Source organism: Undibacterium sp. RTI2.2 (assembly GCF_035018705.1).
Taxonomy (GTDB): Bacteria; Pseudomonadota; Gammaproteobacteria; order Burkholderiales; family Burkholderiaceae_D; genus Undibacterium.
Map to the genome: position 1 here is coordinate 1 of NZ_JASJXN010000057.1, position 20,231 is coordinate 20,231.

General features: G+C 47.2%; 16 protein-coding genes, 3 tRNA genes, 2 pseudogenes and 1 riboswitch. Of the genes and pseudogenes, 9 read left to right on the plus strand and 12 right to left on the minus strand.

The annotated features are described in order from the left end of the window. The 4 genes and pseudogenes from QN395_RS19555 to QN395_RS19570 form a co-directional block, all read right to left on the minus strand. Positions 1 to 73, minus strand: a pseudogene (locus QN395_RS19555) (elongation factor Tu); the annotation flags it as partial. 79 nt (positions 74 to 152) lie between these two features. Next, a tRNA-Thr gene (locus tag QN395_RS19560) sits at positions 153 to 227 on the minus strand. A 43-nt stretch (positions 228 to 270) separates the two neighbouring features. Further along, positions 271 to 344: transfer RNA gene (locus tag QN395_RS19565), tRNA-Gly, on the minus strand. Positions 345 to 393: 49 nt separating this feature from the next. Then, a tRNA-Tyr gene (locus tag QN395_RS19570) sits at positions 394 to 478 on the minus strand. Between the two features lie 280 nt (positions 479 to 758). Here QN395_RS19570 and QN395_RS19575 point away from each other — a divergent pair. The 4 genes from QN395_RS19575 to QN395_RS19590 all read left to right on the plus strand — a co-directional run bounded on the left by QN395_RS19575 (position 759) and on the right by QN395_RS19590 (position 4,910). Then, positions 759 to 1,361 (plus strand): NAD(P)H-dependent oxidoreductase, encoded by a 603-nt coding sequence (locus QN395_RS19575; RefSeq protein WP_322120321.1) that lies wholly within the window; start codon positions 759 to 761, stop codon positions 1,359 to 1,361. Continuing rightward, the gene (gene kefC, locus QN395_RS19580; protein WP_322120322.1) at positions 1,361 to 3,169 is read left to right on the plus strand and encodes a glutathione-regulated potassium-efflux system protein KefC; all 1,809 of its coding nucleotides are present in this window, start codon (positions 1,361 to 1,363) and stop codon (positions 3,167 to 3,169) included. Before QN395_RS19575 ends, kefC begins: the two co-directional genes overlap by 1 nt. A 33-nt stretch (positions 3,170 to 3,202) precedes the next feature. Further along, positions 3,203 to 3,334: riboswitch (yybP-ykoY riboswitch) on the plus strand. A gap of 169 nt (positions 3,335 to 3,503) precedes the next feature. Continuing rightward, a complete protein-coding gene (locus QN395_RS19585) occupies positions 3,504 to 4,076 on the plus strand; it encodes a TMEM165/GDT1 family protein (protein ID WP_322120323.1) in 573 nt (190 codons plus the stop codon). Positions 4,077 to 4,100: 24 nt separating this feature from the next. Further along, on the plus strand, positions 4,101 to 4,910 hold the full coding sequence (locus tag QN395_RS19590; RefSeq protein WP_323492928.1) for a hypothetical protein: 810 nt from the start codon (positions 4,101 to 4,103) through the stop codon (positions 4,908 to 4,910). A gap of 185 nt (positions 4,911 to 5,095) precedes the next feature. On the opposite strand, the gene QN395_RS19595 is transcribed toward QN395_RS19590, so the two are convergent. The 5 genes from QN395_RS19595 to QN395_RS19615 all read right to left on the minus strand — a co-directional run bounded on the left by QN395_RS19595 (position 5,096) and on the right by QN395_RS19615 (position 11,232). Then, positions 5,096 to 5,743, minus strand: coding sequence for a LysE family transporter (locus QN395_RS19595; RefSeq protein ID WP_323492927.1), 648 nt, complete (start codon positions 5,741 to 5,743; stop codon positions 5,096 to 5,098). Between the two features lie 161 nt (positions 5,744 to 5,904). Continuing rightward, entirely contained in the window at positions 5,905 to 7,461 is a 1,557-nt protein-coding gene (locus tag QN395_RS19600) for an HDOD domain-containing protein (protein WP_323492926.1), read from the minus strand. 198 nt (positions 7,462 to 7,659) lie between these two features. Continuing rightward, a complete protein-coding gene (locus tag QN395_RS19605) occupies positions 7,660 to 9,288 on the minus strand; it encodes a tetratricopeptide repeat protein (RefSeq protein WP_323492844.1) in 1,629 nt (542 codons plus the stop codon). Positions 9,289 to 9,602: 314 nt separating this feature from the next. Beyond that, positions 9,603 to 9,800: a DUF2905 domain-containing protein gene (locus QN395_RS19610; RefSeq protein WP_322120328.1), complete on the minus strand. Its 198-nt coding sequence runs from the start codon at positions 9,798 to 9,800 to the stop codon at positions 9,603 to 9,605. 187 nt (positions 9,801 to 9,987) lie between these two features. Further along, the gene (locus QN395_RS19615) at positions 9,988 to 11,232 is read right to left on the minus strand and encodes a class I SAM-dependent methyltransferase (RefSeq protein ID WP_323492843.1); all 1,245 of its coding nucleotides are present in this window, start codon (positions 11,230 to 11,232) and stop codon (positions 9,988 to 9,990) included. Between the two features lie 91 nt (positions 11,233 to 11,323). Here QN395_RS19615 and QN395_RS19620 point away from each other — a divergent pair, with 91 nt between their 5' ends. The 3 genes from QN395_RS19620 (at position 11,324) to ttcA (ending at position 13,710) form a co-directional block, all read left to right on the plus strand. After that, entirely contained in the window at positions 11,324 to 12,226 is a 903-nt protein-coding gene (locus QN395_RS19620) for an SDR family oxidoreductase (RefSeq protein WP_323492842.1), read from the plus strand. Between the two features lie 78 nt (positions 12,227 to 12,304). Beyond that, positions 12,305 to 12,703: a dihydroneopterin aldolase gene (locus QN395_RS19625; protein ID WP_322120331.1), complete on the plus strand. Its 399-nt coding sequence runs from the start codon at positions 12,305 to 12,307 to the stop codon at positions 12,701 to 12,703. 92 nt (positions 12,704 to 12,795) lie between these two features. Then, complete coding sequence (gene ttcA / locus QN395_RS19630) at positions 12,796 to 13,710, plus strand: tRNA 2-thiocytidine(32) synthetase TtcA (protein ID WP_323492845.1); 915 nt, start codon at positions 12,796 to 12,798, stop codon at positions 13,708 to 13,710. Between the two features lie 230 nt (positions 13,711 to 13,940). Here the strand turns inward: ttcA and QN395_RS19635 are convergent, their stop codons facing one another. From QN395_RS19635 to QN395_RS19645, 3 genes are read right to left on the minus strand one after another with little or no spacing between them, the layout of a single operon-like run. Continuing rightward, positions 13,941 to 15,539, minus strand: coding sequence for an ammonium transporter (locus tag QN395_RS19635; protein ID WP_323492841.1), 1,599 nt, complete (start codon positions 15,537 to 15,539; stop codon positions 13,941 to 13,943). Between the two features lie 29 nt (positions 15,540 to 15,568). Then, positions 15,569 to 15,907, minus strand: coding sequence for a P-II family nitrogen regulator (locus QN395_RS19640; protein WP_322120333.1), 339 nt, complete (start codon positions 15,905 to 15,907; stop codon positions 15,569 to 15,571). A 24-nt stretch (positions 15,908 to 15,931) separates the two neighbouring features. Then, positions 15,932 to 16,684, minus strand: coding sequence for a TorF family putative porin (locus QN395_RS19645; protein ID WP_322120334.1), 753 nt, complete (start codon positions 16,682 to 16,684; stop codon positions 15,932 to 15,934). 341 nt (positions 16,685 to 17,025) lie between these two features. Here QN395_RS19645 and QN395_RS19650 point away from each other — a divergent pair, with 341 nt between their 5' ends. Beyond that, on the plus strand, positions 17,026 to 17,268 hold the full coding sequence (locus tag QN395_RS19650; protein WP_322120335.1) for an accessory factor UbiK family protein: 243 nt from the start codon (positions 17,026 to 17,028) through the stop codon (positions 17,266 to 17,268). Positions 17,269 to 17,287: 19 nt separating this feature from the next. After that, positions 17,288 to 18,148, plus strand: a pseudogene (locus QN395_RS19655) (YifB family Mg chelatase-like AAA ATPase); the annotation flags it as partial. Between the last annotated feature and the right edge of the window lie 2,083 nt (positions 18,149 to 20,231).

The following is a 20,231-nucleotide window of genomic DNA, read 5'->3' on the forward strand; positions in this document are numbered from 1 at the left end:
TACCGTGATCTACGTGACCAATTGTGCCTACGTTGACGTGCGGCTTGGTGCGCTCAAACTTACCTTTTGCCATTTTAGACTCCTAACGATTTTGATGAGAATGCTCAGGCACACGCCCGACAACTTTTCGATTTGAAAACAACACAGAAACATGGTGCCCTTGACGTGGATCGAACACGTGGCCTCTCCCTTACCAAGGGAGTGCTCTACCACTGAGCTACAAGGGCAGCTTGCTTTGCGCAGCATTTATGCTGCACAAAAATACAAAACTGGAGCGGGTGAAGGGAATCGAACCCTCGTCATAAGCTTGGAAGGCTTCAGCTCTACCATTGAGCTACACCCGCAGGGGCCACCACTTCAGCCGCACAATTCACGTACAGTAATTTTTTCCTGTGGTGGAGGGGGCTGGATTCGAACCAGCGTACTCAGAGAGAACAGATTTACAGTCTGTCGCCTTTAACCACTCGGCCACCCCTCCGCAGGGAACCCCGAATTATGGAGATGTTCGATTCGACTGTCAACAGCTTTTTTGGAATGCGGGCTGATTTTTCTCTTGGTTTGGTTTTAATGCTTTTGAATTTTGCTTTTGTGTCTAATACACGACGCGAACTCTTAGCCATCAGGAAACAATACTAGGCTTGCGCAAAATAAACACTTATAAGTAAATGATCAGAGAAAGTGCCGCGTAAATACGCTAGGATGTTTTGCTATCTGTGCATCTAAACATCGAATCTAATTCCATTGTCCTAAACAAAATTATGCCCCCGCCCTCCATTTTATTGATTTGCGCCCATCCTGCGCTGCATCGCTCCCGCGTCAACCGGAGGATGATTGATGCCGCAAAAACATTGCCTCATGTTCACATACACAATTTATACGATCATTATCCAGATTTTTTTATAGATGTTGCAAATGAGAAATCTTTATTGGAAAAAGCCGATCTGATTGTTTTTCAATTCCCAATCCATTGGTACAGCGTACCCGCTCTTCTTAAAGAGTGGATGGATGTCGTGCTGGAATATGGCTGGGCTTATGGAACCGACGGCACCGCGTTAAAAGCTAAAGATTTTTTGTTGGCCAGCACCACCGGAGGCAGTAGGCAAGATTATCAGGCGGACGGAACCCATCGCCATGAATTCGACTTATTCTTACCTCCCTTGCAACAAACTGCACATTTATGTGGAATGAACTGGCGCACACCACATTTGCTGTTTGGCGCTCATCAGGCCGACGAGGTTACCGTCAATCAGCACTGCCAAGAGTATCGCGACTTGTTAAATACCTATCCTGATTGGATACCGAAGATCACGACGCCATCGAACCCAATTCATCACCCCGCATCAGCGCAAGAGGCTCCTTGATGGAAAATAATTTGTTACTTAATGCACTGATTTATCTGCTGGCAGCCGTGATTGCCGTACCAATTGCGAAGCGTTTAGGCTTAGGTGCAGTGCTGGGTTATTTGCTGGCAGGTATGGCGATCGGTCCGTGGGGCTTTCGGTTGATTGAAGATGTGCAGGTCATTTTGCATTTTTCAGAATTCGGCGTGGTGCTACTGTTATTTGTCATTGGGCTTGAATTAGAGCCGAAGCGATTATGGGCAATGCGACGTCCCATCTTTGGCTGGGGCGGAGCACAAGTGATTGGCTGCGCTGGCGCTCTATTCCTAGCCGGTCTTGCATTTGGTGTCGACTGGCGAACTGCACTGATCGCGTCACTGGGTTTGTCGCTATCGTCCACCGCCATCGCGCTAGCAACGCTGGAAGAACGTAATTTAATGACGACTCCCGCTGGTAGCGCTAGTTTTTCTATTCTTTTGTTTCAAGACATTGCAGCGATTCCGATGATTGCGCTGATTCCCTTACTGGGAGTCGCAGATGCGCAGGGCGAAACCGAAGGCTGGTTGGGTGGCCTCAAAGTCATCGGCGTCATCGCTGCTCTGATTGTCGGTGGTCGCTATCTAATCAGACCCATCATGCGCATTATCGCCAAAACCGGGATGCGCGAAATCTTCACTGCCTTTGCTTTACTCCTGGTGATCTCGATTGCATTGCTGATGGAATCGGTCAATATGTCGATGGCACTTGGCACTTTTTTAGCGGGCGTGTTGTTGGCAGAATCTGAGTATCGGCATGCGCTCGAAAGCGATCTTGAGCCATTTAAAGGCTTGTTGCTTGGCTTGTTTTTTATTGCCGTAGGTATGTCGGTCGATTTTGGATTGTTTTTAACCAAGCCGCTACAAATTATCGGTCTGGTCTTGGTATTTTTATTCCTGAAAATGTCGGTGCTGTACTTCCTCAGCGTGCGCTTTTCGATTCCCAAAGTTCAACGCTCCCTGTTCACTTTTTTGTTAGCACAAGGTGGCGAATTTGCCTTTGTCGTGTTTGCCACCGCGACTAGCGCCAAGGTATTTTCCGCTGAAACCTCCGCCCTACTGGTCGTCGTGGTTGCCTTGTCGATGGTGGCGACGCCGCTATTGCTCGTGATTTACGATAAGTGGATAGAACCGCATTTACGCAACTTGTCGAAACCACCGGACGACGAAATCACCTCACAAGATAATCCGGTCATCATTGCCGGATTTGGACGCTTTGGACAAATCATCGGCCGTTTGCTGTATGCCAACCGGATTACGTCCACAGTTCTGGATCACGATCCAGACCAAATCGAATTACTGCGTAAATTTGGCTTCAAAATATTTTATGGCGATGCGACTCGCGCAGATTTGTTGCTGTCCGCAGGTGCCGATAAAGCCAAAGTCCTGGTGATTGCGATTGATGATGTGGAAGATAGTCTGGCACTGGTTGATATCGCCAAAGAACATTTTCCGAACCTGAGTATTATTGCCAGAGCCCGTAATGTCGGGCATTGTTACCAGCTAATGGACAGAGGCGTAACGATTTTTGAACGGGAAACCTTTGAGGCATCATTGCAATTAGGTCGGCAAGTGCTAGAGCATCTTGGCTTTGGCGTGTATCAGGCGCGGCAAACAGCGATGCGCTTCCGCTCGCACAATATTAAAACGATCCATGCGGTTTATCCGCACTACAAAGATCAACAGCAAGTCGTATCGATTGCCAAACAAGCGCGGGATGAGCTGGAGGAAATGTTTAACCGCGACAAGGAAGCGCGTGAGGCGGCGCATAAAAGCGGTTGGGATGCGTCCTGAGTTTGACAGAAATCGTATGCTGTATAATCCGAAACTTATTTCATTGGGGAGTAGCCTGCTTCAGCGTTTTGTCAGCAATTTGCTTAACAACGCAGAAGAAAACGCATCAACATACTTGACAACCGTCATGGTGCGTTTGGCCTTAGTAAGTGCGAGCATGAGCTTGGTTATTGGTTGAACTGTTAGTTGAATTATTAGTTCAGCATTAGCAGCATCAGCTAATCCGTATTTACAAAGATTGGGCAAGACCTTTGATATATGCACCTTACTTACCTAGGATTGGGCGAGAGGTGCATTTATCATTGGTTTTTATCTCGCCCGATCCGCACATCTCATGGAAGCTTTCTTCGTCTCTGCCCTTGCCATCACCATTGGTGAAATTGGCGACAAAACTCAATTACTCGCGCTGCTTCTGGCTGCTCGCTATAAGAAACCCATCCCCATTATTTTAGGGATTTTAGTCGCAACACTGGCGAATCATGCTCTGGCTGGTTTGTTAGGGCAATGGGTTGCCAGCCACGTCTCCCCTACCATTTTGCGCTGGGCATTGGGCTTATCGTTTCTGGCAATTGCGGCCTGGACGCTGAAGCCAGACGAGATGGAAGAGAATACCGTTACCGAAGGTCGTTATGGTGTTTTTATAGTGACCTGCATCACATTTTTTCTGGCAGAAATCGGCGACAAAACGCAACTTGCAACGGTCGCCTTAGCTGCCAAATACAGCAATCTTGGTCTGGTCGTTGCGGGTAGTACCTTGGGTATGTTGATAGCCGATGTGCCTGCGGTGTTCCTTGGCAAAGTCGCCTCGCCAAACTTTCCGTTCAAGCTGGTACGTTGGATCGCCGCCGCTATTTTTGCAGTTCTGGGTATCGTCGTATTGACGGGACTCGGCAATCAATTTTTTTGAATTTTTAGAGTAGATAAGATCGACATGACGACATTTAGCTTACCCGCAGAAACACTGGTCAAATACGGCACTGTCTCCACCCAGTTGTATCCGATCTTGCGTAACGGCATTCACGCTAGCAGCACCCGCCAAAGCTTGCATACCGGAGCTGAACAAGCTCATGTCGAGAACGGCATCTACGTCGGCGAACTGATGGCCTACTTCGCCGCCTGCATCGCCTTCCGTCAAACCACCAGTGAATTGCATGCGGCACATGAAGCAACGCTGGGCACCTTTGTCCAAGCATTGCAGGAGGTGCGCGGAGAAAAACCGAAGATGCCAGAACTGGAAGACATCGCAGTGCAAGCCGGTTTGCCAGTGGTGTTGGAAATCGAGTTGGGCGAAGCCTGCGTACTGCATGCCGATCAACAATTTATCGAAGCCGACAATGCGGAAAAGAGCTGGAAGCTCTGGCGCAGTGTCGCGATTGCCCGCGATGGCGGCATTCCTGCAAGCTGGGTCAAACGCTTCTATTTTCCGCGCTTGCTGGATTATCGGGATGTGGGCAGTTCACGTAACCCTAAGATGCTGGAGCAAACAACCGACAGCGCATTGATGGTCGGCGGCTTGATGCAGTACTGGCACAAAGATACGCCCGGTGATTTATTGCTGGCATTTAAACAGCAATACAAGCGTACCAATTTCTCGCAAACTAGTAATTTTGATGACACCGCGCTGGAACGTTTTTTCAATCTCAACGCCATGCTTGATCCGGCAACGCGTTTGTTGAATCAAATGAGCATCTGGCAAGACATTGATGCGCTCGCCAAGAAGCAAGAAATTCCACTGGACTAAGCTGAGCGAAATCGCGTGTGTGTATTGAAAGGAATAAGGGGATTATTTAATATACTCCCCTTTATTTTATTAAAATATGCCCTATTGACCAAGTTTTATATGGACATCTAATATATACCTACCCAGAGTATATATTATATTGTCTATACCAATCAGTCACAAACTGAAGTGAATTGAGTCGCAATTTAAGTACCCGGACTGCGCTTAACAAAAAATAACGCAGCGCCAATCGCCATTAAAATCCCACCGAAAAAGCGATTCTGCTTTTTCACTAAACGTGGATCGCGGAAATAGCGTTGCATCGATGACGCTGCCCATGCATAGCTATGCATCACCACTAAATCTACAGCGCACATCGTCATCCCCAATATCAATAACTGAGGCAACAAGGGCGCGTCGTGGCTAATAAATTGCGGCAATACCGCCACCATAAAAATGATCCCTTTTGGGTTCGTGGCATTGGTCAAAAATCCAATTAAAAATCGCTTACGCAAATCCGGCGCCACCGACGCTTGCGAAGACAAAGCGCCGTCATTGGCACTGACATCGACTTTGGCGCGCCATTGGCTAATGCCTAAATAAATCAAATACACGGCACCGATGATTTTGACAGCGCTGAAAGCAAATTCCGACGCCATCAAGATCGATCCTACGCCAGCACCGGCAATCGTAAACACCAATAGCAAACCGGCTTGCAAGCCCATGATTGTTCCGCTCGTTTTTTTAACTCCATAATTTAAGCCATGCGCCATCGAGAGTACAGCACCAGAGCCTGGGGAAATCGCAATCAGGCAGGCTGCGAAAAAAAAGGTGAGCCAGAGGGTAAACGTCATGATGAGTCCGTAAGTATTTTGAGCAAGAGCGAATAAGCCAGGCAGCAAGTTTGCTGGGGGGTCTATTTTAATCTGTGGAAGAAATTCGAGGACAAGCGCATCACAAAATAAGAGAAATAAAATTTTTACGCTTACTTATTTTGCTATTGGACTGGCTTTACTTAGCCACGCATCATGGCGGCTAATAATTGACTCTTTAAGGTTTTAATCAATGCAGTTTCGTCAGGAGGGACGCCCTCTTCTGCCGCGATTGCACGGTCTGCATAAAAAAATCCCAATGCTTTTTTCTGGATGACGAGCGGTAATACGATAAAGCTCAGGGCATCTGGTAACAGCGCACGATGCCAGCTTGGGAGCAGTTTTTGTATCTTCGGAGCGGTCGCATCAGAGATCATCAAATCCGCATTATTGGTCATGGCCAAATGAAACACGTCTTGCTCTACTTTCATCGGGAATACAAAACCCCGCTGTCGCTCTGCATACAGTTCGCCAACTGATACACGTGCCATAAAGCTGGAACTGGACGGGTCTCGCAAACAAACCGTGGCGAAGCGAAAACCCATGCTGCTGTACAAGGTCTCCAGCACCAGCAATATCATGTCATTGAGTTTGATTTGATCAGACGCCAGCATTTGCGTGACGTCTTGTACCCCTGCCAGCAAGAGGTCACGCGCATTGCGTGGCTTGCCGCTAGCGTAGCGTTCAGCCTGCTGCATTTGATCTGCATTAAAACTTTTTAACAAAAATTCGCTAGGGAATTCGCCGTCTGCAGAGAGCGTTTCGTCGATATCGCCAGCAGCTGGAAGAGCGATGTCCATACTCTCTGCTAGTTGTCTGGTTTCTTGCGTCACTCGCGCCAGCATTTCTTCCAGCTTGGCTTGATCGAGCTCTAAGACTTTGCCAAATTTTTGCAGTAAAGGTTTGCAGCGTGCACTCAGATTATCTGTGCCTGTGGTGAGCACCAGACTCGCTACGCCATCACTAAAGGTGGCGACTTGCTTAAGCCACTCGTTACGGTGGCTGGCTTTTTTTTGTTCACCGGCGGGTAACGCACCCAGTGATTGAATAATGGTGTCGGGAATTTTCCAATCCTGCAATGCCATCTCGCCAAAACGGTCATAACTACAACCTAACAACAAGCTGGAGGCATCGGCAGCATTCGCCTGCCCGCTTATCTGCATGGCCTGTATACGTCCGTATAAAACATGATCAAACGAGGCGACTAGAACCCGGCCAATATTTTTAAACAAAGCGGCAACAGCGGCTTCTTCTGCATCTTGATAATGACTACGCTGCGCCAGTTCACGTCCGACGATACTGGCGCAAAGCGCATGTACCAGCTCTTTGCGGACACTTTGCGCATGTTTTTTATCTTTAAAACAATCCACCAGCAACATCGCCAATGCACCGGTTTTTACCGTGTCAAACCCGAGCAAAAAAATCGCTCTTGAAATCGTAGTGACTGGGACGGTAGCCCGGGTGCGGTAATGAATAGTGTTTGATAAACGCAATATTTTTTGCGTCAGTGCTACGTCAGCCAAAACAAAATGTGCCAGCTTGGCAATCGAATCTTCGCCAGACGAAGTGATCTCCACCACCTTGGATACGACTGCGCCCAAGGTCGGCAAAGTAGCATCTTCTGCAATTTTTCTGAGCAAGCGATCACGCGCAATTTCTGGCGCATTCTGCTCTAAATTAACGGAGGTATCGATAGGCATAGATAACAATAAGTAGGTACGCTGGCGATTGGCTTGCTCGTTTTAGATCGTGCTTTGGTTGTGCTTTGGTTGTGCTTTGGTTGTGCTTTGGTTGTGCTTTGGTTGTGCTTTGTTTTACTTTGATTATGCGTAATTCGATGACGACGCCAAACTCAATGCGTCCTACTTTGCTTCTCTTTTTGTTCTTAATTTATGTATCTATTTCACTTTTCTTACTGCGGTAATACCATATTTCTTTTGAAGCTCATCATACAAACCCTGAATCGCTTTGAGTCGCGGGTTCATCGGATCCAGGCGACGCGCAGATTCAATTAAATGTTTGGCCTGCTCCCCGATCTGATTGTCCCAACCCAGATTCTCCAGACACTTCAGCGCTGCCAATGCCGCGTTCATCACGACTTGCGGATTATCCGGCGATTTGCGGGCGGCGGTTGTGAGTAATTCTACCGAGCCGCGGAAATCACCTTGCTTGGCTTTTTGCACACCTTGCGCTACCAAGTCCATGACTTCTTTTTGACTTTGCTGTGCCAGCTCTTTTGCCAGATGTCCTTTGCCTACGCTCTCAAATACACCGATCGCGCGGGTCATCATTTTTTTGTTAGTGGCATTGCGCATCACGTCAAGAATAACCTCAGTGGCCTCACCCTCTTGATCATTTTCTAGACAGCTTTTGGCTAAACCTAATTTAAGATTAGTCGACAAGCCTATATTTTCGCGGCTGGCGGCAACTGCTGCGCCCAACTCATCACCGAGGCGCGCATCACCCGTAGCGGCATGGATTTTAGCGGTAGAAATCGCACGGCAGACGGCAGTCTTTTTCAGCCCGACCATGTTTTTTTCCATGTCACGGATGACTGATTTGGCTTGCTCGTTATCGCCTTTTTTGACTAAGGCATCGACTAATTTGACATGATCTTCGGGGTCGCGAAATTCTGAGAATTTGGCTTTAGCGACGACTTTTTTAAAAGTGGCTTCGGCAGTTTCTATATCCCCCGTTTCTAAGGCGATTTCACCCAGGCGACGCAAGCGACGTACTGCGTGGGGCGATACTTCGATGGCAGTTTCCAGCACTGTCTGCGCCTCGGGTAACTCGCCGATCGCTTCGTGCGTTTTAGCCAGCCAGTCGTAGGCGTCCATGTATTTGTTATTCTCAGCAACCAGCGTTTTGAGAATATCTTCGGCCTCTTCAAAGCGCCCTTGCATAAATAAAGTTTTGGCTAAACCGAGTTTGGCCCAGGCTACCGCTTTCATTTCAAACAAAGCGGTGTAGAGCGCCTCTGCCTCGGCGGCTTCGCCCAGAACGACATGCAACTCGGCACGCCAGCGCATGAAGTCAACGACGTATTTGGGATAATCGCGCTCGCCGTGATGGCAGGCGGTAATTGCTTCGACCAAAGCACCTTGCTCCATCAGAGCGAAGATTTCGACAAAGGCTTTACGTTTTTCGATTGCCTTGATCACACGCTCTAGCAGCATGTCAGCGGTAAAGGGTTTTAATAAATAATCGGAAGGTGCCAGCTCTGCCGCACTAACCACTTTGGCGTAAGCGCGCTCGGCCGTGACCATAATAAAGATGGTAGAAAGCGGTGTCAGTTTGTGGTGGCGCACGTCTTCTAATAATTGCTGACCATCCTGGCCTACGCCGAGATCGTATTCACATAAAATCAGATCAAACACTTTGGATTGGATAGTACGGATCGCTGTACCAGCGGTCAAAGCATGTTCAATTTTAGTTATGCCGCATAAATTCAGCATATTGTGCAAACTGACCCGCATGCCTGCATGCGGCTCAATGAGCAATGCTCTTATTTCAGCTAAATCGCTCATGGACACCTTAGGTATTCGTTATTTTTATCGGGATGCTGACTTGCCGCCTGCAACTTGGATTTCGCTTGAATTTTAGTTTTAGCCTTAGTTCTAACCTCGGTTTTAAACTTAGTTTTAAACTTAGCTGCAACCAAACTTCGTTGCTCGGGCGCAATGTCTTTAAATTGACGGTCTCAATGTCTAAAACTTTAACCTATCCAAAATGGCTTTGGGCAATTTTCAAGCTAGCTTCACGCTAAAACCACATTCAACTGGTTTATGGCGGCTAACTCTTTTGCTAACTCAGTGAGCAACTAACGGCCAGACGTGTCAGCTTATTTGAGGAAGCGCGCCAACAAGAGCACGACCAAGGACAAAATAATGGTCGAGGCAAATGGCAGAGAGAAAACCCGGCCAAACAATTTAAAGCGCACATCGCCAGGCAAACGCCCTATGCCCAGTTTTTCTAACCAAGGTAATAAGGCGCTAAAGACGATCAATGCGATAAAAATCGTGAGTACCCAACGTATCATTGCCAAGCCTCTGAAGTGAGGTTAGAAAATACGGCTAAATTGGCGATGAATATCATATACTCCCCTAATTTTTTTCTAAATACTGCTGATTGTCCAGAATTTAATTGGACGATTAAAATATACTTAATGGGAGTATATAGATATCGATCACTTCATCATTCTGCTTAAAGTGCGCTTTATCGACTCTCTATAAGCGATGACTACGGTCGTGTCGCAATAGTCTGGCATCCAGTTCCACTCCCGCACCAACCACCAAGACTTTAAACAACTCCCCCATCTCGGCAGGCGAAATCAGCTTTTGCAGAGCGTTGGCTTTTGGCAGATACGCCATAGGGTCGCTGGCGGAGGTGCGCATAAGCAATTCACCGATGCCGGCTTCCAGCAAAAATCCCGCCTGGCTGACATAAGCTAATAATTCCAGCCCACCTGCTTGTGCTGCCAGCGCCATGCTGGTGAAATCCACATGCGCCGTAATATCTTGCAAACCCGGCAAATAAAATGGATCGGGATGCGCATGGTGCCGATAGTGACACATCAGCGTGCCCTGCGTACGTTGATCCAGATAGTATTCACGCGCAGGAAATCCATAATCAATCAGAATGGCGAGCGCGCCTTTGCCGCTGAGTTCGCTCCCCTTTTTCAGCATTGCAGCCAGGCTGCGCATAAAGCCTGCGGCAACCGGATGGAGTTCCGTCATGTATCCCAGCGGAAGCTGATCAGCGCCGGGGATTTGTGCCAGCAGCTGCGACTGTAATTGTGCATCCATCTCGCGGTCAGAAAAAATCAACTCCGGGCCGTGCTTGATCGTGCTCTCTGCCGCGGTTTGCTCAGGCTCAGCTTGATTCCGTAGGCCCACACCGACTTCGCGCCAGCCCCGTTCTGTCTTCACCACCAAATGCACTGGCATAGCGTCCAGCACCTCGTTACCCAGTACAACGCCACAAAAAGCTTCAGGCATTTGTTGCAACCATTGCACCTGCGGGAAATTTTTCAGCAGGTCTTCTTGTCTTGCTCTTAGCTCGCCGGACAATTCCACGATAAAATAGCGTTCAACGGCAATCCCAGCAGCCTGACATTCTGACAAGAAGTCAAACGCCAGCCTCCCGGTACCCGCCCCGAATTCCATCACTTGCGCGCTGGTTTGCGCTAATAAAGAGGCTGCCAGTTGCGCCAAGGTCGCACCAAATAGCACTGACATTTCTGGCGCGGTTGTAAAATCGCCGTCTTTGCCTAGTTTTGCCGCACCACCGCTGTAATAACCCAGATCCGGCGCATACAAAGCCAGTTCCATATAGCGAGCAAACGAGATCCAGCCTGCATTTGCGTCAATCTGTTGAATAATGTGCTGCTGTAAAGCCTCAGAGGCCGCCTGGGCATCGGCGCCGGGTGCAGGTAATGTAAGTTGCTGTCGTGTGGAGTGAGATAGTCGCATAGCCGCATTGTATAAAAATCGTCGCCTTCAAGGTGTAATTAAAGGTGAAATTTAAGATTAAAAAGAATCAGCCGAGTAAGAAAGTATCGCCATGACAATTACCATTACAGCCGCTGATTCAGCCGCTCCTTCAGTATCTGCTACAGCATCTGATACCGCATCCGCTTCAGCTCCCAAGACAGAAGCGGTCATCAATTCGCCATCAGGTTTGACGCGAGATGGTCTGACACGAGTGGTCTTGGTCACCGGCGCTGCCAAACGCATCGGTCGCACCATTGCGCTGACTTTGGCGCAGCGTGGCTGGGATGTTGCAGTACATTATGGTCGCTCAGAAGAAGAAGCGCTTGGTGTGGTGGCAGAGATCAAGGCCATGGGCAGGCGCTCAATTGCCTTGCATTGTGATCTGGCGAATGAAACTTCGGTCAAAGAGCTGCTACCCAGAGTCATCGCGGCCTTTGGCAACGTGCAATGCGTTGTAAATAACGCCTCGCTATTTGAAGAGGATAGTATTAGCGATGTCTCCAAACTGCGTTTAGATAAACATATGCATGCCAATTTGATAGCTCCGCTTTTGTTATCACGGGCTTTACATGCAGCCACGCCGGATGGGCAACAAAGCTGCGTGATTAATTTGCTGGACCAAAAGCTGCAAAATCTGAATCCTGATTTTTTGTCGTACACCCTATCCAAAGCAGCCTTGCAATGCGCCACAACGACCTTGGCGCAGGCACTCGCGCCCAAGGTGCGCGTGGTTGGCGTGTCGCCCGGGATTACGATGGTGTCCGGCCACCAGACTGCCGACGATTTTGCGCAAGCACATCAAGTCACGCCGCTGGGTCGCTCTAGTACACCTGAGGATATCGCCAATACGATTTGCTTTGTCGCCGACATGCCTGCGATTACCGGCACGACCATCATGGTGGATGGCGGCCAGCATTTGCTACCGTCTGCACGTGACATTATGTTTTTAGCGACCTCGGCGACACCTAAATAAAGATCTTATTCCTTACCCGTATTCGACCTACTGTACTTTTACAATTCCATAATTCCATTACATTGAACTGACCCCATCATGCTATCTGTCCTCCACTATCCACAACTCGCCGATTGCCGTCGTTTATTTTTGCGTAATTACGAAGTCATGATCAATATCGGTGTGCACGATTTTGAGAAAAAAGGCGAGCAACGCGTGATCATCAATGTAGATTTATATATTCCGCTGGCGCTCTCCACTCCTTCTGCAGATCATCTGGACGAAGTAGTAGATTATGATTTTATCCGCGAAACTATTGCGCAACGCATGGCACAAGGGCACGTTCATTTACAAGAAACCTTGTGTGACGATGTCACCAAAAGTATGCTGGCACATCCTCGCGTGCGCGCAGTGCGGGTCTCGACCATGAAGCCCGATGTCTACCCCGATTGCGAAGGTGTGGGCGTAGAAGTATTTCAAATTAAAACCGACATTTAAGCGCCATCATGCAAGTACAAGAAACCACTTTTGCCGATTTGTCTGATTTGTCTGATTTGTCTAATTTGCCTAATTTACCTATTACCGGCGCGATGCCAGTGCAGACGCAAATGAGCCAAAAGTCGCAAGAAAAAATCACTTACGAAAATAATAAGCTGCACAAGCGCCTGTGCCGCCAGGTTGGTCAGGCAATCGGTGATTTTAATATGATAGAAGAAGGCGACAAGGTCATGGTCTGCCTGTCCGGCGGCAAAGATAGCTATGCCATGCTGGATATTTTGATGACGCTGCGTGAGCGCGCGCCGATCAATTTTGAAATCATCGCCGTCAATCTCGATCAGAAGCAACCTAACTTTCCCGAGCATATTTTGCCAGCGTATCTGGAAAAACTGGGCGTCCCTTACCACATCGAAAATCAAGATACCTACAGTATCGTCAAACGCCTGATCCCGGAAGGCAAAACCACCTGCTCGCTATGCTCCCGCCTGCGCCGTGGTATTTTGTATCGGGTTGCGGATGAACTGGGCGCGACTAAAATCGCTCTCGGTCACCATCGTGACGACATTTTAGAAACCTTTTTTCTGAATATGTTTTTCGGCGGCAAACTCAAAGGCATGCCCGCCAAATTGCAATCCGACGATGGCAAACATATTGTGATCCGCCCGCTGGCGTATGTGAAGGAAGAGGATTCAGAACGCTACGCTCAGGTCAAGCAATTCCCGATTATTCCCTGCGACCTCTGCGGTTCACAAGAAAATCTGCAGCGTAAGCAAATCAAAAATATGTTGCGTGGCTGGGAAAAGACTAATCCTGGTCGCGTAGAAAGTATATTTTCGTCACTGACCACGGTGGTGCCATCGCACTTGATGGATAAAAATCTGTTTAGCTTTACAGAGTTAAAAATCGACGGCGTAGCGAATGCCAATGGCGACATTGCCTTTGATGACGAGCCCTGCGCAACGCCCTCAAAGAATGTGATTTCTTTCAATCTTGGTATGGAAGAGTAATCTGTACTCAAAGCGCCAATTGAAACTCTGGAGAAATAGCACTGAGTTCAACTAAGATTAAGTTGTTTCTATAAAAAAATAGGCACTTTATAAAAGTGCCTATCAAGTCAGTCACATGCGCTCTAAACATGCACTGAAGATACTACCCCGAGAAAAACTTTGCAGCTGATGTGAGAACCAGGTAACTGGATTTCACATCAACGATTACATCAATACCTCAACAACATCCATTAGGAATGGTAAGCCGATTCACCGTGGCTGGTAATGTCCAGACCTTCGCGCTCTTCATCTTCAGGTACACGCAGACCGATTACCAGATCAACTAATTTGTATGCGATGTAAGAAACAATACCCGACCACAGTATTGTCATACCAACTGCAGTTGCCTGGATTTGAACCTGACCAATGATGGAGTAAACATCGGTGGACATTTTGTTCGTGACGTAATCCATGATTCCCTGACCACCGAGTGCAGGTGATGCAAACACACCTGTCAACAAAGCACCCAAAATACCACCGACACCATGCACACCAAACACGTCCAATGAATCATCTGCACCCAGTAAGCGTTTCAGGCCATTGACGCCCCACAGGCAAATCACACCTGCCAGCAAACCAATGATCAGGGCGCCCATAGGACCGACGAAACCGCAAGCTGGTGTAATCGCAACCAGACCGGCAACCGCACCGGAAGCACCACCCAGCATCGATGGCTTACCTTTAGACATCCACTCACCGAAAACCCAGGAAACAGTCGCAGCAGCAGTAGCCAGCAAGGTATTGATGAACGCCAGTGCAGCGACATCGCCTGCTTCTAAAGCAGAACCTGCATTGAAACCAAACCAACCCACCCACAATAATGACGCACCGATCATGGTCATTGTCAGGGAGTGTGGTGCCATCGATTCTTTACCGTAACCAACACGCTTGCCGATCAAATAAGCACCAACTAAGCCTGCTACCGCAGCGTTGATATGAACGACAGTACCGCCAGCGAAGTCCAACGCACCTTTTTGGAACAGGAAGCCGCCTTTTGCAGTTTCAGTCGCCAAAGTCGCAGCATCTTTAATCGCATCAGGACCCGTCCAGAACCAGACCATGTGCGCGATCGGCAAGTAACTGAAAGTGAACCACAATACGATAAACAGTAAAACGGCGGTGAACTTAGCGCGCTCAGCAAATGCGCCGATGATCAGGCCGCAAGTAATTGCTGCAAAAGTCGCCTGGAAAGCCACATAGACAAATTCAGGAATCACAACACCTTTGCTGAAAGTTGCCGCAGTCGCGAACGTTGCTTTGGCCGGATCCCAAATACCGTTGAGGAACAGGCGATCAAACGAGCCAATAAATTTGCCACCTTCTGTGAATGCCAATGAGTAGCCGTAAATGCACCAAAGTACGATAACCACTGCAAAAATCATGAAGACCTGCATTAAGATTGACAGCATATTTTTAGAACGAACCAAGCCGCCGTAGAACAAAGCCAAGCCTGGAATTGTCATCAAAATGACTAGCAAAGTAGATACCATCATCCAGGCAGTATCGCCCTTATTGGCAACAGGTGCAGGTGCAGCAACAGCGCCTGAAGCGGCTGTAGCATCTGTCGCCGCTGCCGGTGCTACTGGCGCCACGGCAGCACTGGCAGCACTGGCAGCGGCGGATGCCATTTCAGCAGGCACTGATGCAACGGCTGGCGCAGTAACAGCAGCAGTAGAAGCTGGTGCATCCACTTTGGCAGATGCTTCATCGGCTGCGATTGCCGACGATGCAAAGCCAACGGACAGGAACAAGGCGCTAGTTATCAACGCTTTGCAGAATGTTTTTTTCATGTGTGATCTCCCTGATTCCACGATATCGGTCACAGTGCGTCGTTGCCGGTTTCACCGGTACGAATACGCACAACTTGTTGCAAGTCATAGACAAAAATTTTGCCGTCGCCGATTTTCCCGGTACGAGCAGCAATCTCTATCGCTTCAATAGCACGATCAACAATCGCATCATCTACCGCAGCTTCAATTTTTGTCTTGGGCAAAAAATCGACCACATATTCGGCACCACGATACAACTCGGTATGCCCTTTTTGACGTCCGAAACCCTTGACTTCAGTGACTGTAATCCCTTGCACACCAATAGCAGACAGTGCTTCTCGCACCTCGTCTAGCTTAAAGGGTTTAATAATGGCGGTAATCAGTTTCATGCTGACCTCTATTTAATAAATGTTTTAGAACGACTTCAGTGCGGAGAAAACTAAGCTTGTCTTACCAGTAAATTTACCTGCAGGTGTGTAATATAACTTCTCATCAGCATTGGTTGCGATAGCGGCAAGGCTAAAGGTGACGCCAACAAATTCTTTAGTTACGCCAATCTTCCAGTCGGTGTAAGCAGAGGCAGTATTATTTTTGACGGTTTGATGACCCACATGCAAATTCAGGGTGTAACCGGCATCTGGCACGATATCCACATTGGCACCGATGTCTAAGTAACCACTATTTTTACTATTAACAAATCCAAACAAATTTGTTACTGAATGAGAGTATTTGACATATACCGGACCATAACCGAGTTGGCCGTAGATCTCAGTTGTGTTTGCGTTAGCAAACCCAGGAACACTACTCAAACCATTGGATGGATAGACATATGAGAGAACGCCAACATCGTAAGAGACATCTTTAACGATTTCGCCACGCTTACCGCCGTAAATATCCCATTCAACATTGCCGCTACCACCAGCATCTTTAGTCCATTTAATTGTCGATAACCATGTGCCCGCGTAAAAACCAGTAGGATTGTGGGTGTAATCAGCACCACCTTGTAGCGCAGGGTCGAGACGAGTTTGCGAAATACCACGATAGCGGTAGTCACTTACACCACCGATATTGAAACTAACTTCATTGTCTGGCTTAGCGTCTTCTGCATGAGCCAGACTAGCGCCAAAAGATGCTGCTACTGCAACTGCTAATAGTAATTTTTTCATGGACTTTCCCGTTTTTAGTTATGTTGCGGCTTAAAAAACTTTTACTATTTGCATCCATTAGCAGGAGTCGTGCCAAGCCACCATTTAAACAAAATAAAATTTGCCATTTTTGGAAAAAATCCGCAGCAAACACAGCATTAAATTGCAATTAGGCAGCTGTCAGTGCTTACGTGATGAGTTTGATACGTTATGATTCCATACAAGTTACAATGCAAATAGATGCAAAGTAAGCAATCTATTTTTACCCCAGCCAATAAACGCACCAAATAAAAGCAAATTTAAGTTCTCTGTTTATTTTTACGCCCCATTTAAGAGCATAAAAACTACTTCTAAGGATTAATATGAACAAGCAAGATTTTTTTAGCGATATTCAAACCAAAATTAACCAAGTATTAGAAAACTCACCGGCCAAAGACATTGAAAAAAATGTCAAAGCGATGATGAGTCAGGGTTTCTCCAAACTAGATTTGGTGACCAGAGAAGAGTTTGATATCCAGGCGCAAGTCCTAGCAAAAACTCGTGCCAAGTTGGAGGCATTAGAAGCGCGCATCGCTGCGCTGGAAGTACCGGCCGATAAAACTTAAACACTAAACTCAAACAATAATGTCACTCGCCGTACTAAAAAGCCGTGCCCTTACCGGGATGGAGGCACCAGAGGTCACTGTGGAGGTGCATCTGGCAAATGGTCTTCCTTCGTTTACGATTGTGGGTTTGCCCGAAACTGAGGTCAAAGAATCTAAAGATCGCGTCAGAGCGGCTTTACAAAATGCGCGGTTCGATTTCCCTACCAAGCGGATCACTGTCAATCTGGCACCCGCAGATTTACCTAAAGAATCTGGCCGGTTTGATTTGCCGATTGCTCTAGGCATTTTGGCTGCGTCTGGTCAAATCCCGGGTGATGCTTTAGATCAGTATGAATTTGCAGGGGAATTATCGTTGTCTGGAGAGTTGCGCCCTATCCGTGGCGCGCTAGCGATGACATTTGCGATTTGTAAAAACACCCAAAATCCACGTGCTTTTATTTTGCCTCGCGCTAACGCGGATGAGGCCGCACTGGTCAAAGACGCTACCATCTATCCGGCGGATTCGCTATTACAGGTGTGCGCCCACTTCGCTGGATTTGATGCAGCGTCGAAGCTCAAGCCACATCAGGTGACTACGGTTACGCAACGTCAGCCTTATCCCGACTTTATGGAAGTGAAAGGGCAACTGCAAGCCAAGCGCGCTTTAGAAGTTGCCGCAGCGGGCATGCATAGTGTCTTGATGGTGGGTCCGCCAGGTACTGGAAAATCCATGTTGGCAGCGCGTTTCCCCGGAATTTTGCCGAGCATGACCGACCAGGAGGCATTGGAATCTGCCGCGGTGCAATCCTTGACGAGCGGCTTCTCGGTCTCTAAATGGAAGAATCGCCCTTTTAGGTCGCCGCATCACACAGCATCTGGGGTTGCATTAGTTGGCGGAGGTTGGTGAAGTTCACGCTATTTAAGAAAAACGCCAAATTATTTAAGAATCACGCTATTTAAGAAAATAATTGCATTGATATAGATTTTTTTATCGCAATTTGCAAATGGAACTCTCCTATCGCGCTGAACGCATTAGACCAAGCACACAAAGCGGCCTTGGTCCGTGACAGATGCGAACCTATTTGTCCAGTTAGCGAGATCCTCAAGTTCACCGTTTCTGAACGGCTGACTTGCGTATTTATCGATTTCTCCAGAAGAAGCCCCGAGCAGTTCTGCAAGAGGTGCTATTAATGGGCGAGCTGTTCCGTTCGACGCGAATGCAAAGCGCCATTCCAGATAGGTAGACGAACTAAAGTTCATTTTTTCTTTCTTGCGGATAGCATCCGACTAATTAAATTATATTTGAAACCAAATTCATGAGCAGCACACTCAAACTTATATGAACTTGGTGCATATTCTCACTAATGTAGCAGTGTATTCTCGTCAGAAAATAGCCACCATTTGGTATTTCAAAGTAGCATCGGTTTGGCGTTCCGTCCCAGTAATGTAAATAAGCGGGTCAAGCAGCCAACGCATAAACGACTGTCTGTAGAGTGAGGGACATTTAATTCACTTTCAGTAGCTCCCTCTATTTTGGTATGACTGCCTCTTCGTTTGACAGGCTCACGCAGCTATAAATTTTCTCGTGAAATAAAGCGCACCAAAAAAAATCCGACAAATCAAGGTACTTGTCGAACCGAAATAAAACTGAATCAGTTCAATCGCAGGGATAACAATTTTTGTAGTCTTGTGGTGGCACAGTACGCAATACGATTGCGTATAATTTAAGTGATGGCGATGATGAGATAGCGGCAGGTAGTAGTCTCCAGAGTCATCATCCTTGTTTCCTGCCTTGATCATTGAGAATTGTGTCTTCTAATTTCCAGACCATTAAAATCTACGATTTCGTAATGGAAACTTTCAATGAGTTTTCTGCCTTGACAAATGATGTTCTTTGATCGGCGTGCTCTACGCAAAATTCGAGCGAATATTTCCCTGGCTGATAGCTCGATCGTTTTTCCCTGCATACAACTATCGTTTGTTGCTCCCATATAGTCCGCCAACTCTATAATTATCTTTGACAATTATCAGTGACTTAATGGTGATTTCGGGATATATTTAGACTTTGTTTTTTTCGAACTGAACTTCAATTGATCGCTCGGCTTAGCCCTCCCCCTTTAGTCTTAGGCCGAACTGCTCTTCTCGGTCTTACTCCATATAAAGTCAATTTACAAAGAAAATAACATCATTCTGTAGTGCAGAGAAAGGTAAGTATGATGGAAAACAAGAGATCCCCGTCAATTAACAACGAACTTAAACAGCATTTCCAAAACTATTTCGAACTTTTGTTAAGTAATGAGCGAGCAAAGCTTCAGGAATCGATAAGACTTGGTGAGCCTGCAAACAGTGAGCGTTGGTTGACCGAGATTGATCTGAAAATTTCGTACCTCAGAGGTGCGGTGCGCATGGGGAAACTCCTTTGTCTAATCAATTCAGAAGAAGCAAAAACCAAGCATGACATTCTAATGGCCGAGAGGGAATCACTTCTTGCAGTTCGCTCAAATCGGATCAGGCAAATATAGATTTAGAATTTCTAGGATCTTGAAAACTGACTGTCTGTATTGCTTGCGCTCTGATCTAACAGATACCCAGTTACATAATACTATTCGATAGTGACTGCGATTATCCTGTGTCCATTTTAGAAAAATGAAATAGCTCACCAGTATAACTTCTTGGCCCCAAATTTTGGGGGGCTTTTAATTTGTGACCGAAGGCTTACTTTACAACATGCGCGTCGATACTTACTAATGAGATTTTTAACCGCAATCTATCACGTAATAAAGTTATCACGTCACCCTCAGTGATACTAATTTTTAATTAAATCTCTTCACATGTATATCTCATGAAAAATATAAAAAACTTTCGAAAAAAACTGATCCGGTAGAACAAGAAAATAAAGATCAAACAATTGAGCTTCTTGCAAAATACCCAAACCAGTAAAGTCGAGCATGGGTGTGGCCACTGTTGCGATTGGTTTTCTTGTT

Bases quoted from the DNA above. Each gene is read 5' to 3' on its own strand.
- QN395_RS19575 (WP_322120321.1), top strand. From the start codon at position 759: ATGCCCCCGCCCTCCATTTTATTGATTTGCGCCCATCCTGCGCTGCAT.
- kefC (WP_322120322.1), top strand. From the start codon at position 1,361: ATGGAAAATAATTTGTTACTTAATGCACTGATTTATCTGCTGGCAGCC.
- QN395_RS19585 (WP_322120323.1), top strand. From the start codon at position 3,504: ATGGAAGCTTTCTTCGTCTCTGCCCTTGCCATCACCATTGGTGAAATT.
- QN395_RS19590 (WP_323492928.1), top strand. From the start codon at position 4,101: ATGACGACATTTAGCTTACCCGCAGAAACACTGGTCAAATACGGCACT.
- QN395_RS19595 (WP_323492927.1), bottom strand. From the start codon at position 5,743: ATGACGTTTACCCTCTGGCTCACCTTTTTTTTCGCAGCCTGCCTGATT.
- QN395_RS19600 (WP_323492926.1), bottom strand. From the start codon at position 7,461: ATGCCTATCGATACCTCCGTTAATTTAGAGCAGAATGCGCCAGAAATT.
- QN395_RS19605 (WP_323492844.1), bottom strand. From the start codon at position 9,288: ATGAGCGATTTAGCTGAAATAAGAGCATTGCTCATTGAGCCGCATGCA.
- QN395_RS19610 (WP_322120328.1), bottom strand. From the start codon at position 9,800: ATGATACGTTGGGTACTCACGATTTTTATCGCATTGATCGTCTTTAGC.
- QN395_RS19615 (WP_323492843.1), bottom strand. From the start codon at position 11,232: ATGCGACTATCTCACTCCACACGACAGCAACTTACATTACCTGCACCC.
- QN395_RS19620 (WP_323492842.1), top strand. From the start codon at position 11,324: ATGACAATTACCATTACAGCCGCTGATTCAGCCGCTCCTTCAGTATCT.
- QN395_RS19625 (WP_322120331.1), top strand. From the start codon at position 12,305: ATGCTATCTGTCCTCCACTATCCACAACTCGCCGATTGCCGTCGTTTA.
- ttcA (WP_323492845.1), top strand. From the start codon at position 12,796: ATGCCAGTGCAGACGCAAATGAGCCAAAAGTCGCAAGAAAAAATCACT.
- QN395_RS19635 (WP_323492841.1), bottom strand. From the start codon at position 15,539: ATGAAAAAAACATTCTGCAAAGCGTTGATAACTAGCGCCTTGTTCCTG.
- QN395_RS19640 (WP_322120333.1), bottom strand. From the start codon at position 15,907: ATGAAACTGATTACCGCCATTATTAAACCCTTTAAGCTAGACGAGGTG.
- QN395_RS19645 (WP_322120334.1), bottom strand. From the start codon at position 16,684: ATGAAAAAATTACTATTAGCAGTTGCAGTAGCAGCATCTTTTGGCGCT.
- QN395_RS19650 (WP_322120335.1), top strand. From the start codon at position 17,026: ATGAACAAGCAAGATTTTTTTAGCGATATTCAAACCAAAATTAACCAA.